Below are 12,793 nucleotides of genomic sequence, written 5' to 3' on the forward strand. Positions count from 1 at the left end.
AGCCGTCGACGGTGACGCCCGTCGCTCGGCCACCGTGGCGCTTGCCGAACCGGCGGTGCCGGTGAGGGCCGACCTGCTCGAGCGCGCGCGCGCCGGCCTCCCGCGCCGCCTCAACGCCGGCATCCTCCTCGGCGAGGGCGGCTGCTGCGTCCTCGGCTGGATGCTGCTCGTCGCCGGCTACCACGAGATCGCGCTGTTCGGGAACACGATCGGCGTCGTCGACCCTGCACGCGGCGGGCCCGCGCCGGAGGTCGTCGCCGAGGCGTACGAGATCCCGCTGGCAGACGTGCAGTCGCTCGCGCAGCTCAACGACAGGACCCCGAGCGCCGACCGGGTTGCCGCCGTCGCCGCGCGTCTCGACGAGCTCCTCGCCCGAGCGAGCGCCCACCCGTGACCGTCGTCGACGGCGGCGCGCTCGTCTGCGAGGCCCTTCGACGGCACGGCGTCACGCACGTCTTCGGGCTCGGGGGCGGTCACATCAACCCGACGTGGTGGGCCATCCAGGCCGCCCCCGAGATGACGCTCGTCGACGTCCGTCACGAGGCGGCGGCGACCTACGCCGCCGAGGGCTGGGCGCTGGCCACCCGCCAGCCGGGCGTGTGCCTGGTGACAGCGGCGCCGGGGATCACGAACTGCGTCACCGGGCTCGCCAACGCCCACGCGAACGGCGCTCCGGTCGTGTGCATCGCCGGTGCGGCCACTCAGCGCGGCCAGGACACGGGCGAGGTCGAATCGCTCGAGCAGCTCGAGCTGGTGCGGTCCGTGACGAAGTGGGCCCGCCGCGTCCACCACGCCGACCGTATCCCGGAGTACGTGGAGCTGGCCTTCCGCGCCGCCCGCAGCGGCAAGCCGGGGCCGGTGTACCTCGAGCTCGCCATCGACCTCGTCCACGCACGGATCGACGACGGCGCGGTCGACGTCCCCCCGCGCCTCGATCCGCAGACCGGTGGCGGTGCTGCCGCACCGGCGCTCGTGGATCGGGCGGCGGCGCTGCTCGCGGCGGCGCGGCGGCCGGCGCTCGTCGTCGGCAGCGGCGTGTGGTGGGCCGACGCGGACGCTGAGCTGCTCGAGTTCGTCGAGCACAGCGGCATCCCGGTCGTGACCCGCCAGGCCGCACGCGGGACGATCCCCGACGACCACCCCTTTTGCTTCGGGCAGGACTGGCAGAACCTCTGCTACCAGGCCGACGTCTTGCTCTGCGTCGGGAAGCAGCTCGACTACTTCTTCGGCTACGGCCGGTTCCCCAACCTCGACCACCTCATCCAGGTCGACGTCAACCCGCAAGAGATCGGTCGGAACCGCGTCCCGGTGAGCGCCGGGCTGGTCGGCGACGCCAAGGCCACCCTCCGGCAGCTGACCGAGAGCGTGAAGCCGCTGGCGACCGACGAGTGGGTCGCGCACCTGCGGGCCCAGGCCACCGCGATCGCCGCCAACCAGGCCGAGATGGCCCGGTCGCCGCAGGTGCCGATGCACCCGATGCGCCTCTGCGTGGAGCTGCGGGACCTGCTCGACCGCGACGCCACCGTCGTCGCCGACGGTGCCTTCAACATGATCTGGACGCGGGCGGCCTTCCCCGCCTACCAGCCCGGCCGGACGCCGAGCATGAGCAACTTCGGGAACATCGGCTACGGCGTCGGCTACGCGATCGCGGCGGCCTTGGCTCGACCGGGGTCACAGGTCGTGTGGGTGGTCGGGGACGGCTCGTTCGGGTTCCACGCCATGGAGCTGGACACCGCCTCCCGGTTCGGCCTGCCGATCGTGACCCTCATCATGAACAATCGGGGCTGGAGCGCCCAATGGGTGCCGCTCGGCGTGCGCCACTACGAGCGGCTCGCCGGCGGGTTCGACGGCGAGGGTGAGCTGATCGAGCGTCCCGAGGAGATCCGCCCTGCCCTCGAGCGGGCGCTCGCCTCGACCGCGCCCTACATCGTGAACGCGCTGGTCGAGCCGGCGGCCGAGTACTTCGGCGGGCGGTACCTGGGGCCCCCCGCGCCGCGACCGGACCAGCCCCCGTCGCCGAATCAGTAGGGGCGGTCGCCGACGACGCTGGCGCGCTCCACGATCCGGACGTCGGGCCAGTAGTCGGACACCGCGTAGTGCTGCACGACGCGGTTGTCCCAGAACGCGACGCCGTCCTTCGACCAGCGGAAGCGGCACTGGTACTCGATCGTGTCGGCCTGGCGGGACAGCAGGTCGATCAGGGCCGTGCTCTCCGCCTCGTCGAGGCCCACGATGTGGCTGACGAAGAAGCGGTTGACGAACAGCAGCCGGCGGCCGGTCTCGGGATGACGGCGGACGACGGGGTGCTTTACCGGCGGGTACTTCGCCCGCATCTCGTCCTTCGCCGAGTCCGCGATCACGTGCCCGAAGACGCGGGCGTAGTCGTGAACGGCGACGAGACCGTCGATTCGCTCTTTGACCTCCTCGTCGAGGCCCTCGTACGCGGCGTACATGTCCGCGAACAAGGTGTCCCCACCCGTCGCCGGCACCTCGATGGCGTGGAGGATCGCCCCCATCGACGGGCACTCCCGCCACGTCACGTCGTGGTGCCACCCGTTCTCGTATCCCCCGACGTCGGCCGACTTCGCGAAGCGCACCAGCTCCGGCTGCTCGGTGTTCGAGGCGATGAACGGATGGATCTCGAGCTCGCCGAACCGGCGAGCGAAGGCGACGTGCTGTACCGGTGTCAGCGTCTGGTCCCGGAAGAACAGGACCTTGTAGTCCAGCAACGCCTGGCGAAGCTCGGCGATGACCGCGTCGGGCAGCGCGGCCGTGAGATCGATCCCCGAGATGTCGGCGCCGAGGGTCGCACCGACCGGCTGGGCGTCGAAGGCGCTCCAGCGGAGCGCGGCGAGACGGGCGCGCTCCGCCGCGAGGTGCCCCACCGGCCCCACGACGACGTCGTAGGGGGCGAGGTGGATGCGAGCCGCTCGCGGACGGTCGCCCGCGTCATCGGCCGGGCCGCCGGGCTCGAGCGCGGTGGCTTCCGACATCGAACGCTCCTCAGCGAGGGGGCGGCGGGGCCAACGAAGGATGGCACACCGGGACGGCGGGGCCCCGCCTGCCGTGCCATTGTCGGGAAACTCCGTCTCTTGAGCCGGTGAGCAGCCCCCGCGCTCAGGCGCTGATCTCTGCGACCACGACGGCGACGTTGTCACGACCGCCCCGGGATAGGGCCAGCTCGACGAGCGCGTCGGCAGTCGCCTGGAGGTCCTCGGTCGACGCCATCAACGACGCGATCTCGTCGTTGGGCACCTCATTGGAGAGGCCGTCAGTGCACACGAGAAGGCGATCGCCTTCCACGGCAGGGTGGGCCGCACTGTCGAGCTCAACATCCGGCCCGACTCCGAGCGCTCGGGTGAGGATGCCGCGGTGAGGATGATCGACGGCCTCTTGTTCGCTCAGTTCCCCGCGCCGCACCAGCTCGGCAGTCACGCTGTGGTCGTCGGTCAGTTGCGTCAACGAGCCGTTGCGGAACACGCAGGCACGGCTGTCGCCAACGTTGACGACCACGAGGCTTCCGTCTCCGGTCAGGCCAGCCGCACAGACTGTTGTGCCCATGCCCTCCAACTCGGCACTCGCGCCAGCGCGGTCCCAGATCGCCCGGTTGGCTGCCCGCACCGCCGCTTGAAGCTCATCGAGCGACCGCCCGGTGAAGGCGGCCTGCACGAGCGCGACCGCGACCGTGGATGCGACCTCGCCTCCCGGATGACCTCCCATCCCGTCCGCGACCGCCACAAGGTGGTCATTGCTCACGGCGGCGTCTTCGTTGTTCTCGCGCACCCGGCCGATGTCGGTGTGGCTGACCGTCCTCAATCTCATCATCGATTCCTTCCCTGAGCGCTCATTGTCGATGGGTGTGAGCGACGTGGCCTCGATCGACAACAGACGTCGGGCGAGGTCGAGGGCCTTGTGCCGGTGCTCTGCATCGATGTCCACTCGCCTCGCCCAGGCATCTAGCTGATCGCACGAGGGATCACCAAGGAGTGCTGCGATGTCGGCGAGCGGCATGCCCGCCTCTCGCAGGGCGTCGATCAGCTGGGCGTCGCGCAACTGACCCGGGGAGTAGTACCGGTAGCCCGATGCCGAATCGACCGCCGCCGGGACGAGGAGTCCAGCGGTTGCGTAGCTCCGCAGGCGCTTCGATGACAGACCGGAGCGCTCCGAGAACTCCCCGATCGGCATGAGGTCGTCCACGCAATGCAGCATGAACCCTTCCCTTGGGTGAAGGTCAAGCGCCGCCGGACCAGATTGCCCGTCAACCACGTTCGATCGGCGGGTACACGCGCCAGAACGACAGGTGCTTGAGTCGCCGCGACGCGTCGGCACCCGTACCGAGTCGGCGATCTGGACAAAAGAAGCAGGACCGATCGGTGTCCCAGACCCGCGCCGACACAGGCGGCCCGCTCTGCCCCCGACTGCCCGGTGAGAGCGTTCGATCGTGGCCGAGCGGCCCTACGTGGAGGGGAAAGCAGGTGCCGAGTGGACCCTCAGGAGAGTCGAGGCGATCTCGTGCGGCGGAGCACTACCGGAGGCCGTGCGGTCAATCCAGCCGGTCGCTCGCAGCTCCTCGATGGTGGCCTTGCTGGTTTCGAACCACTGGGCGTTCGTCCAGCCTTCCTCTGCGAGCCTCTGCGCGTGGCGCCGCAGCAACTCTTCGTCCGAGACGTCGAGGAGCACGATGCGGAATCCGGCTCGTCGGAGTCTCCGTACGTATACGAGCGGCGTGTAGCTGTTGAACAGCAAGATGTCGTCGCTGATGGTCGCCGCGTGCAGCACCCGGGGAAGCAGCACGTGGTTCTTCGTGTCGAAGTCGCCCGGCCATGCGGCGCCATTGAGGCGTGCGAGCTCGTCGTCGCAGTCAACCGCATTCCGACGGTGGGATTCTCGAAGCAGTCGCGACACGGTCGTCTTCCCGAGCACGGTGCACCCGCGACGAGTGTCCTCATCACCGGCGAACCTAAGCCTGATGACTCCGGTGGCGGGAGGGAGATTTGGGTCCGCCCCAGAACGCCGGTTTGGTGACGACAACTACGCGCCCATTCCGACCGCCCGGTATGGCATCACGGCAGGCCTCGTGCGCGGCTAGAAATCTCCGAGCGGACACGACGCGCTGTACCGTCGCCCTGTGAGCAGCCTGCGAGTGCCCGGTGGGGTGGTGCACAAGCTTCCAGGAGACCTGCGCAACGCGCTGATCGCCAACACCACGGCACTCGATGCCTGGAAGGACATCACGCCTCTGGCCCGGAACGAGTTCATCTGCTGGGTCGAGGACGCCAAGCAGGAGATGACCCGAGAACGCCGCATTCGCCGGACCGAGGAGGAGCTGGAGGAAGGCCAGCGTCGGCCGTGCTGCTGGCCAGGGTGCAAGCACCGCGAGCGCACCGGCAGATAGCGGTCGCCTGCGTGCCAGCCATCGCCGGCTCTGTGGCTGCCTACGCGCGCGCTCGGACCCAGAACCGCTCGGAGGGGACCCGGATGGGTCGGCCGTGAAGGCGGAGCAGCGCGTCTTCGTGACGCTCGATCGAGAAGTCGCGGACACCCCACGGCACGTTGGTGAGGTACCAGGCGAGCGCGCCGATGTCGGCGAACACAGTCGTTGCCGTGCCGACTGCGGCCCGTTCAATGCGGAGGCCCGCTCGCTGGAGTTGCTCGACCGCGAGCTCGATGTGAAAGTCGTCGTCAAGGGGCTGCTCGAGTGCGAGGAGCTCGTGAAGCCGTTCCGCTCCCGACCCGGCCTGCTGCGTGACGAAGACGCCGCCGTCGCGCAACACCCGGCGGACTTCAACCGCTACGAAGGATTCGTGGCGGTTGACCACCAGGTCGAACGCCGCCTCCCGAAAGGCGAGTCGACCGCGGGGGTTGCGGGTCGCCTGATCGACATTGTCGATCGCGCCCTCGTCGTGCACGACCGCGATGCCAACAGGTCCGAGCCGAGCCGCGGCGACGGGAACGTTCGGAGGCCAGCTCTCGGTCGCCACCGTGAGAGCCGGGTGCCGCCGGCCGCTCAGCCACTCACCGCCCCCGGTTCCCATGTCGAGCATCGAAGCCGCTCGGCCCGCGTCGTCGTCGACGATTTGTTCAAACGACCATGGCGGCGGGTCGACAACGAGACGATCGCCGAGCACCGAGAGGTCCCAGCCGCGAAAGGGGATCTCACGGGCATCCCGGAGTAGCTGCGAGGCCGACGACGGCGCCATCAACCCGATCTTGGCCGAACGCGAGCAGCGACGCGGTCACCGCGACAGCCACGGCTGCCGAGTCGCCGTCGTGAGTGCCCCCGATCGCCGGATGCCCGGCACACGATCACGTGGCCCGCGTCTTGGAGGCTCTCGCGGTGGTGCGGCATTCGACCGTGGCGGTGGAGGCGTACGGTGGCCGCGTGACCAGGGGCGCGCGGTTCCGCATGGGACGGCTCGATCACGTCCACATCCGAGTGCCCGATCGAGCGCAGGCTGCTGCCTGGTACTCCGACCACCTGGGCTTCGAACCTGTCGAGCGGTTCGATTTCTGGGCCTCGGGCTTCGAGGGCGGACCGCTCCAGATCTCTGCGGACGGCGGACGCACGATGTTGGCGCTGTTCGAAGCCGGCGAGGGGCATCCGATGATCCCGCAACAGACGGGCGTCGCTTTCAGTGTCGACGCCGGTGTGTTCGCCGAGTTCGCACGATCGTTGCCGCGTGGAATTGACAGCCCGGCCGGACTGCCCCTGATGCCGAGCGACGTGATCGATTTCGACTTGTGCTGGGCCTACGACCTCGTCGATCCGTGGGGAAACCAGTACGAGTTGAACTGCTACGAGTACGACCAGGTCAGGGCGGACTTGATCGAGGCTGAAGGCATCACCCCCACGCGCTACTGGCCGCGGGATCTTTACCTCGAACGCGGCCGGCACCGCCGTTCTCCCACCGAGCCCCGCTCACTGCCACCCACCGACAACCCGAACCGTGCCGGGGCGACGGTGTCACCAGACGGCGGGTCAGGGTCACCGCTCGAGGAGCGGCGACCGTTGGCTGACAGCTAGTAGCCGCGCCGATCACAGGTAGTCGTGACGAGCGAGGTGTCGAGTCGCGAACCAACCGGGGATGGCCGGGACGTAGAAGTAGATGAGCTGGTTCGCGAGCGCGGTGGCGACCGCGATGTCCTCGCGGACGCCGAACGCGACGAGCACCGCGGAGAGGCCGACCGTCCCGACCGCGGTCCCGCCGCCGGGAATCGGAACGATCTGCGCGATCGTGATGACCCCGATGTTTGCCGCGAGGAGCGGCCAGAACGAGACATGCCCGCCGAAGGCGAGCAGGCACGCGACGAGGCACCACGTGGCCAGGAGCGTGGCCGCCACGTTGCCACCGAGGAGCAGCGCCACCTGCCGTGGCGATCGGAGCGCCAGCCAGATCGTGGACGCGGCGCGCACCACCGGCGGCATGACGGCTCGGCGGACGCGAGGGACACCGCCGATGATGGCCGCGGCCACGCCGATGGCCGCCCCCGTGTACAGCGTCAGCTCGACGAGGCCGGTGGTCGGCAGCAGCGACAGGTCCACGTGGGCGGGCTCGACGACCAGCGCCAGCGCGAACAAGAGGACCGCGGCGGCGAGGTTCCCGATCGTGCTCAGCAGGCCACCCGCGGCGACGGCGGAGCTGAGGTCGATTCCCCGCTTCTGGAGGAAGCGCACCTGCATGCCCGTGCCGCCGATCCCCGGCACGGCGAGGTTCGAGAACGACATGGCCACCTGGAGCTCGGTCGTCGGCCACAGCGGGAGCCGCAGCGGGACGGTGCCTTGCAGACCCACGGCGAACCCGACGTTCGACGCGAAGGACGCCACGAAGGCCAGAGCCAGCCACGACCAGTCGGCGGCGCCGAACGTGTGCAGCACCATGGAGGGCTCGCCGACGTCGCTGAGCAGGACGCCGGCGGCGACGAGCGTGCCGATCGCCAGGGCCAGGCTCGACCCGCGGATCCGTTGCAGCTGCACGGGCTCGGGGGGTTCGACGCCGAGGACCTCCCCGGCCGTCGCCCGCAGCTGGCCCAGGTAGCGACGCACCTGCCCGTGCCGGGCCGCCAGCTGCTGGCGGGTGGCGCGGGTGAGCACCGGCGCCTGCAAGAAGGGCAGCGCGTCGAGCACGGGCTGTCGCCCGAGCGTCGCGGCGGCAGCCTCGACGGCCCGACGCTCGCCGACGAGACCGGCGGTCGCGCCGAGGAGCTGGGCCACGTCCACCGCCACTCGTCGCGCGCGGGCGCTCGAGCTCCCGGCCGCGAACCCGACCAGGTACGGCCCGTCGGGGCCGACCACGACGTGGTCGGCGTCGAGCTGGCCGTGCACGAGATGGCCGGCGTGGAGCGCCGCGACCTGCCGCCAGGTCTCCGCCACGACGGCATCGTCGACCGCGCTGGGATCGAGGTCGGAGAGCTGGGCCCCGGCGACGGGCCGGAGGACGAGGAGGGCCGCGCGCGGCCCGGCGGTCCCGGCCGCCAGGACCGACGGGACCCGCACGCCCCGGTCCTGGGCCAAGAGCATCAGGAACGCCTCGTGCTCCACCTGCTGGAGACGGGTCCACGCCAGCGCGGGCCCGGAGTCCCGGTACACGATGAACCGCCAGAACTTGGCGAGGAACTGGGCGTCGGCCTCGTCGCGGCCGATGACCTTGATCCGGACCGGGCCGTGCCGGTCCTCGGCGGTCATCAGCGTGGAGCCAGTGAGCTGCCGCGACGCCAGCCGGACGTCGGCGGCGTCGATCCCGAGCTCGGCCACCGAGCGGCGGACCTGCTCGGAGGTCGGGCGCCCACCGGGAGAGCCGAAGGCGAGGTGCACGGCGGCGGCGACGGCCCAGCCGAGCACCAGTCCGGCGAACACGTCGTTCGGGTACGCGTTGCCCAGGTACATCGGCGCGAGGGCGCAGCCGATCACGAGGAGGGTCCCCACTCGCCGTGTCGGCCGGGTCACGTACGGCCGCGCCGCCCGGACCACCGCGGTGAGCAGCGCCAGGCGCACGGCCGGAAACGCCGGCGACGTGCCGAGGCGGGCGACCTCGCCGAGGCTGTGACCGAAGCTGGCGCCCTCGACCACGATCTGCCCGAGCAAGCGGCCGAACCCCCAGGCGAGCAGGCCGGCGAGGAAGAGGTCGCGGGCCAGCCGCCACCGGCGTCCGAACAGCGCCGCCCCGACCACGAGGGCGACGGCCCAGAGCCCGCTGAGCCGGTAGACGGTGTTGAAGACCGGCAGCAGCCAGTCCGGCAGCGTGTTGAAGAAGTCGAAGACGGACTGCTCGGTGGCGGTGATGCTGCTGGCGTGCTGCGCCGAGACGACGAGGAGCACGACCGCGACCGCCACTCGGATCCAGTCGCTCGTCCGACGTCGGTACGGCTCCTCCGACGCCGGCCCGAAGGTCGAAGCCCGCAACCGCCGGGCCCGCTCGAGCACCCCGGTCGCCTTCGTCCGCGCGCTCACCACGACCCAACCTTGGCATGCACCCGCCGTCGGGCCGCGGCGGGACGGCGACGCGTCGAGCACCCGATTCGGGCGGTCGCGGCCGGCCGACGCGGCGGCGTCAGGGCAGGTCGAACGCCAGCCAGCGCACCTCGACCTCGGCCACGACGGACGAGTCGAGCGCGCCGTGCTCGGTCGCGGCCCAGGCCCGGGTCCGCTCCGCGGCGGCGCGCAGGACGACTGCGGGCACGTCCCAGGTCCACGACCAGTGCCCGGCCTCGAGGCTGTTGATCATGGAGTCGAGCGTCGTCGTGCGGGTGGCCCGCACGAGCGGGAGGGACCGCTGGCGGGCGCCGAGCCCGCGCAGCGCCGCGGCCAGCTCCTCGCCGTCGTGGCGGGCGCCGGGGTGCTCGCCGGCGTCCGACCCGAGCTCGTGTCGGAAGCGGTCACGCACGGCCCGGCGCAGGGTGCTGCGGTCGTGGCTCCCTAGGTCGCTGAGGACGAGGCCGCCGGGCCGAACCACCCGCGCCAGCTCGACGAGGGCCGTCCGCCACGCCGGGATGAGGTGGAACACGTGCGACACCACGCCGGCAGCGAACCACGCCGCCGGGAACGGCAACGCGGTCGCGTCCCCTTGGACCAACGGGAACGCGATTCCGCCGGCCTTCTCGATGAGCACGGTCATCATCGGGCGCGAGAGGTCGACGCCGGTCATCGGGACGCCGGCCTCGTGGAGGGGCAGCGCGACGCGACCGGTGCCGACGCCGACCTCGAGGCAGGCGCCGCGGCCGTCGAGCTCGGAGACGAGGAGCTCGGTGACGCTCGCCGTCGCGGCGGCCCCGAGCCCGCGGGTGGCGTCGTAGTAGGGCGCCGCCCGGTCGAAGCTCCGGGACGACGTCTCCGCCACCGGGCGAGTATGGCCCGGGCGGGCCGCGGTCGGCTCCGACGAGACCGGCGCCGCGCCGGCCCGCCGGAGGCGGCGGCCTACCGTCGCTGCGGACCGCCGCCGGCGGCCCGGGGTCGGGCGGGACCGGCGTCCCGAGTCAAGGCGGAGGCGGATAGTGCCGATGCTGGACGGGACGGAGCGGCTCTGGTTCCAGGGCGACGCACGGCTGGGAGTGGGAACACGCATGGGTGAGCACGGTCGGGCCCGTGGCGTCGCCGCGATCCTCGTGGGCGTCGCGCTGCTGGTCGCGGGGCCGTTCGGGGCCACGCTGGCGGGCGCGTCCCGGGTCCCGGCGGGCGCGGCCTCGTCGGCCGGCGGGCGCAGCAAGGCGGGCCGCCCCGGCGAGCTCATCTCCGCGACCCCGATCATCGCCCCGGCCGGCGCTCGGGGATGGAGGGTGCTCTACCACTCCCGCGCCGTCGACGGTCGCGACGTCGCGGTGTCCGGCGTGGTCGTGGCGCCGACCGGCAAGGGGCCGGGCGGAGGCCGTCCGGTCGTGAGCTGGGCCCACGGCACCCACGGACTGGCCGACTCGTGCGCCCCGTCCCGTGCCATCGACGTCACGTACCGAATCACCGGCGTCCGCGACTTCCTGCGGTCCGGCTACGTGGTGGCCGCGACCGACTACGAGGGCCTCGGCACACCGGGCGAGCACCCGTATCTCGTCGGCCCGAGCGAGGCACGCGGGGTGCTCGACATCGCCCGCGCCGCCCAGCAGCTGCCGGCCGCGGACGCGAGCGCGAACGTCCTCGTCTACGGGCACTCACAAGGCGGCCAGGCGGCCCTGTTCGCCGGCGAGCTCGCCCACAGCTACGCCCCCCAGCTGCACCTCCTCGGCGTGACCGCGGTGGCGCCGGTGAGCGACCCGGCCGCCCTGCTGCCGACGGCCAGCCAGACGCCGGCGCTGCTCGGGTACGTCGTGATGGCCATGGTCGGCCTCCACGCCGCGTACCCGAGCGTGGATCTCTCCGGCGTCCTCACCCCCGAGACGCTCGGGAACCTCAACGTCGTCGACCAGCTCTGCAGCGACGACGTGATCGACTACTTCGCCCAGCGAACCCCGGCCCAGGTCCTGGCGCACAGCCCGGTCGACGTCCCCGCCGTCGCCGCGCTGCTCCGCCAGGAGCGGGCCGGCACCGTGTCCAGCGCCGCCCCCGTGCTCGTGATCCAGGGCGATCGCGACCTGCTCGTCCCGCAGGCCCAGACGGACCAATACGTGCAGCGCGCCTGCGCGGACGGCGACAGCGTGCTGTACCGCGTCTACCCAGGCCAGGACCACGTCGGGGCTCGGGACGCGTCGGTGCGCGACGTCGAGAGCTGGATGGCCGACCGCCTCGCTGGGATCTCGCCGCCGTCCAACTGCTGAGCCGCCGAGGCTTGCTCGGCGCGCGGCTCGTCGAGCCCGCGGCCGGGAAATGCTCAGCGCACGGCCCGGAGCGCCGGCCGTCCCGCGATCGCCGACGGTCGGCGGAGCATGACGACGACGTCGCTGTCGCCGATGTGATGCCGGGCGACCACCTCGAAGTGGAGCCGGCCCTCGTACAGGCGGAGCAGGGCGCGGGCTCGCCGGTCATCGGTCGACTGCACCGTCAAGGCGAGCGGGACGACGGCCGCGCTCGCGAGCGCGTCGAGCGCCTCGGTGGCAAAGGTGATGCCGGCACCGGGCTCCAGCGCCGCGAACTCGCCGACCACGACCGCGTCGGGGGCCTCCCGGAGCAGGGTTCGACGGATCCAGACCAGGCGCTCCAGGCGACGGCGCCGCGCCGCCGCCGCGACCACACCGACCACGGCGGCGAGCACCATCCACCGGGGGAGCCGGGGCGCCAGCCAGGCGCCGACCACGCCGGTGGCCACGATCGCGCTCGCACGCGTGCCGCCGATCCCGATGACCGCGGTTCGCTCTCGGTTCGTGACCGCACGGGTGACGAAGGCGAGACGGAACCAGTTCAGGAACCGGGCGACGGCGGCCGCGCGGGGCGGCCCGCGGAACCGGGCGGTCACCACCGCGGCGGCCGGCCACGCGCTTCGGGGCCCGACCGGCTCGGCAACGCCGCCGGTCTGCGCGATCAGCTGGTCGATGCGACCCACCGGCCGAGTCTCGCACGCACCTTCGCGCCGCGAGCTGAACGGTCGCGGTCAGCCGTGCGCTGCGAGGCCCGTGGCCGTGGCCTCAGGACTCGCTGGCGAGGTCGCCGAGGCCGGCCGAGCCCACGCCCACCACCGGGGGAGCCACCGCGAACTGCGTGAGGGCGGCCACGGTCTCGACCCCAGCGCCGTACCGCTCGCCCCGGCGGTCGAGCACCCGCAGCAGCGCCTGCACGCACGACTCGTCGAACTGGCGTCCGGCGTTGCGGTACAGCTCGGCGACCGCCTCCTCTTGCGGCATGGCCCGCCGGTAGGCGCGGCTCGACGTCATGGCG

13 protein-coding genes are annotated in these 12,793 nt (G+C 72.0%); 6 read left to right on the plus strand and 7 right to left on the minus strand.

Going from position 1 to position 12,793, the window contains the following annotated elements; translation table 11 throughout:
• The first annotated feature begins 61 nt into the window (after window positions 1–61).
• The gene (locus VG869_00620; GenBank protein HEV3449682.1) at window positions 62–394 is read left to right on the plus strand and encodes a hypothetical protein; all 333 of its coding nucleotides are present in this window, start codon (window positions 62–64) and stop codon (window positions 392–394) included.
• Window positions 391–2,028: a thiamine pyrophosphate-binding protein gene (locus VG869_00625; GenBank protein HEV3449683.1), complete on the plus strand. Its 1,638-nt coding sequence runs from the start codon at window positions 391–393 to the stop codon at window positions 2,026–2,028. Before VG869_00620 ends, VG869_00625 begins: the two co-directional genes overlap by 4 nt.
• Here the strand turns inward: VG869_00625 and VG869_00630 are convergent.
• The 3 genes from VG869_00630 to VG869_00640 all read right to left on the minus strand — a co-directional run bounded on the left by VG869_00630 (window position 2,022) and on the right by VG869_00640 (window position 4,923).
• A complete protein-coding gene (locus VG869_00630; GenBank protein HEV3449684.1) occupies window positions 2,022–2,993 on the minus strand; it encodes a TauD/TfdA family dioxygenase in 972 nt (323 codons plus the stop codon). The two genes, VG869_00625 and VG869_00630, sit on opposite strands and share 7 nt — an antisense overlap.
• Window positions 2,994–3,117: 124 nt before the next feature.
• Window positions 3,118–4,197: a Stp1/IreP family PP2C-type Ser/Thr phosphatase gene (locus VG869_00635; protein HEV3449685.1), complete on the minus strand. Its 1,080-nt coding sequence runs from the start codon at window positions 4,195–4,197 to the stop codon at window positions 3,118–3,120.
• Window positions 4,198–4,455: 258 nt separating this feature from the next.
• Window positions 4,456–4,923: a hypothetical protein gene (locus VG869_00640; GenBank protein HEV3449686.1), complete on the minus strand. Its 468-nt coding sequence runs from the start codon at window positions 4,921–4,923 to the stop codon at window positions 4,456–4,458.
• 205 nt (window positions 4,924–5,128) lie between these two features.
• Here VG869_00640 and VG869_00645 point away from each other — a divergent pair, with 205 nt between their 5' ends.
• From VG869_00645 to VG869_00655, 3 genes are all read left to right on the plus strand, one after another.
• The gene (locus VG869_00645) at window positions 5,129–5,395 is read left to right on the plus strand and encodes a YdeI/OmpD-associated family protein (protein HEV3449687.1); all 267 of its coding nucleotides are present in this window, start codon (window positions 5,129–5,131) and stop codon (window positions 5,393–5,395) included.
• 94 nt (window positions 5,396–5,489) lie between these two features.
• Entirely contained in the window at window positions 5,490–6,176 is a 687-nt protein-coding gene (locus VG869_00650) for a hypothetical protein (GenBank protein HEV3449688.1), read from the plus strand.
• Window positions 6,177–6,310: 134 nt separating this feature from the next.
• Window positions 6,311–7,024, plus strand: a complete 714-nt coding sequence (locus tag VG869_00655) for a VOC family protein (protein HEV3449689.1) — start codon at window positions 6,311–6,313, stop codon at window positions 7,022–7,024.
• A 12-nt stretch (window positions 7,025–7,036) separates the two neighbouring features.
• Here VG869_00655 and VG869_00660 read toward each other — a convergent pair whose 3' ends face one another.
• Together VG869_00660 and VG869_00665 are read right to left on the minus strand one after the other, a co-directional pair.
• Window positions 7,037–9,448 (minus strand): lysylphosphatidylglycerol synthase domain-containing protein, encoded by a 2,412-nt coding sequence (locus VG869_00660; protein ID HEV3449690.1) that lies wholly within the window; start codon window positions 9,446–9,448, stop codon window positions 7,037–7,039.
• 100 nt (window positions 9,449–9,548) lie between these two features.
• Window positions 9,549–10,334, minus strand: a complete 786-nt coding sequence (locus VG869_00665; protein ID HEV3449691.1) for a class I SAM-dependent methyltransferase — start codon at window positions 10,332–10,334, stop codon at window positions 9,549–9,551.
• Between the two features lie 160 nt (window positions 10,335–10,494).
• On the opposite strand from VG869_00665, the gene VG869_00670 reads away from it, so the two are divergent.
• Window positions 10,495–11,739: a lipase family protein gene (locus tag VG869_00670; GenBank protein HEV3449692.1), complete on the plus strand. Its 1,245-nt coding sequence runs from the start codon at window positions 10,495–10,497 to the stop codon at window positions 11,737–11,739.
• 53 nt (window positions 11,740–11,792) lie between these two features.
• Here the strand turns inward: VG869_00670 and VG869_00675 are convergent, their stop codons facing one another.
• Together VG869_00675 and VG869_00680 are read right to left on the minus strand one after the other, a co-directional pair.
• Window positions 11,793–12,461 carry a hypothetical protein gene (locus VG869_00675; protein HEV3449693.1) on the minus strand — a complete coding sequence of 223 codons (669 nt, stop codon included), beginning with the start codon at window positions 12,459–12,461 and terminating at the stop codon, window positions 11,793–11,795.
• Window positions 12,462–12,543: 82 nt separating this feature from the next.
• On the minus strand, window positions 12,544–12,793 hold a 250-nt coding region (locus tag VG869_00680), incomplete at its 5' end, for a hypothetical protein (GenBank protein HEV3449694.1).

The organism is Acidimicrobiia bacterium (genome assembly GCA_035948415.1).
In the GTDB taxonomy this organism is placed as follows: domain Bacteria; phylum Actinomycetota; class Acidimicrobiia; order IMCC26256; family PALSA-555; genus PALSA-555.

What these genes read in the sequence shown, in the direction of transcription:
- VG869_00670 (HEV3449692.1), top strand. Translation starts at nt 10,495, where the DNA reads ATGCTGGACGGGACGGAGCGGCTCTGGTTCCAGGGCGACGCACGGCTG.
- VG869_00630 (HEV3449684.1), bottom strand. Translation starts at nt 2,993, where the DNA reads ATGTCGGAAGCCACCGCGCTCGAGCCCGGCGGCCCGGCCGATGACGCG.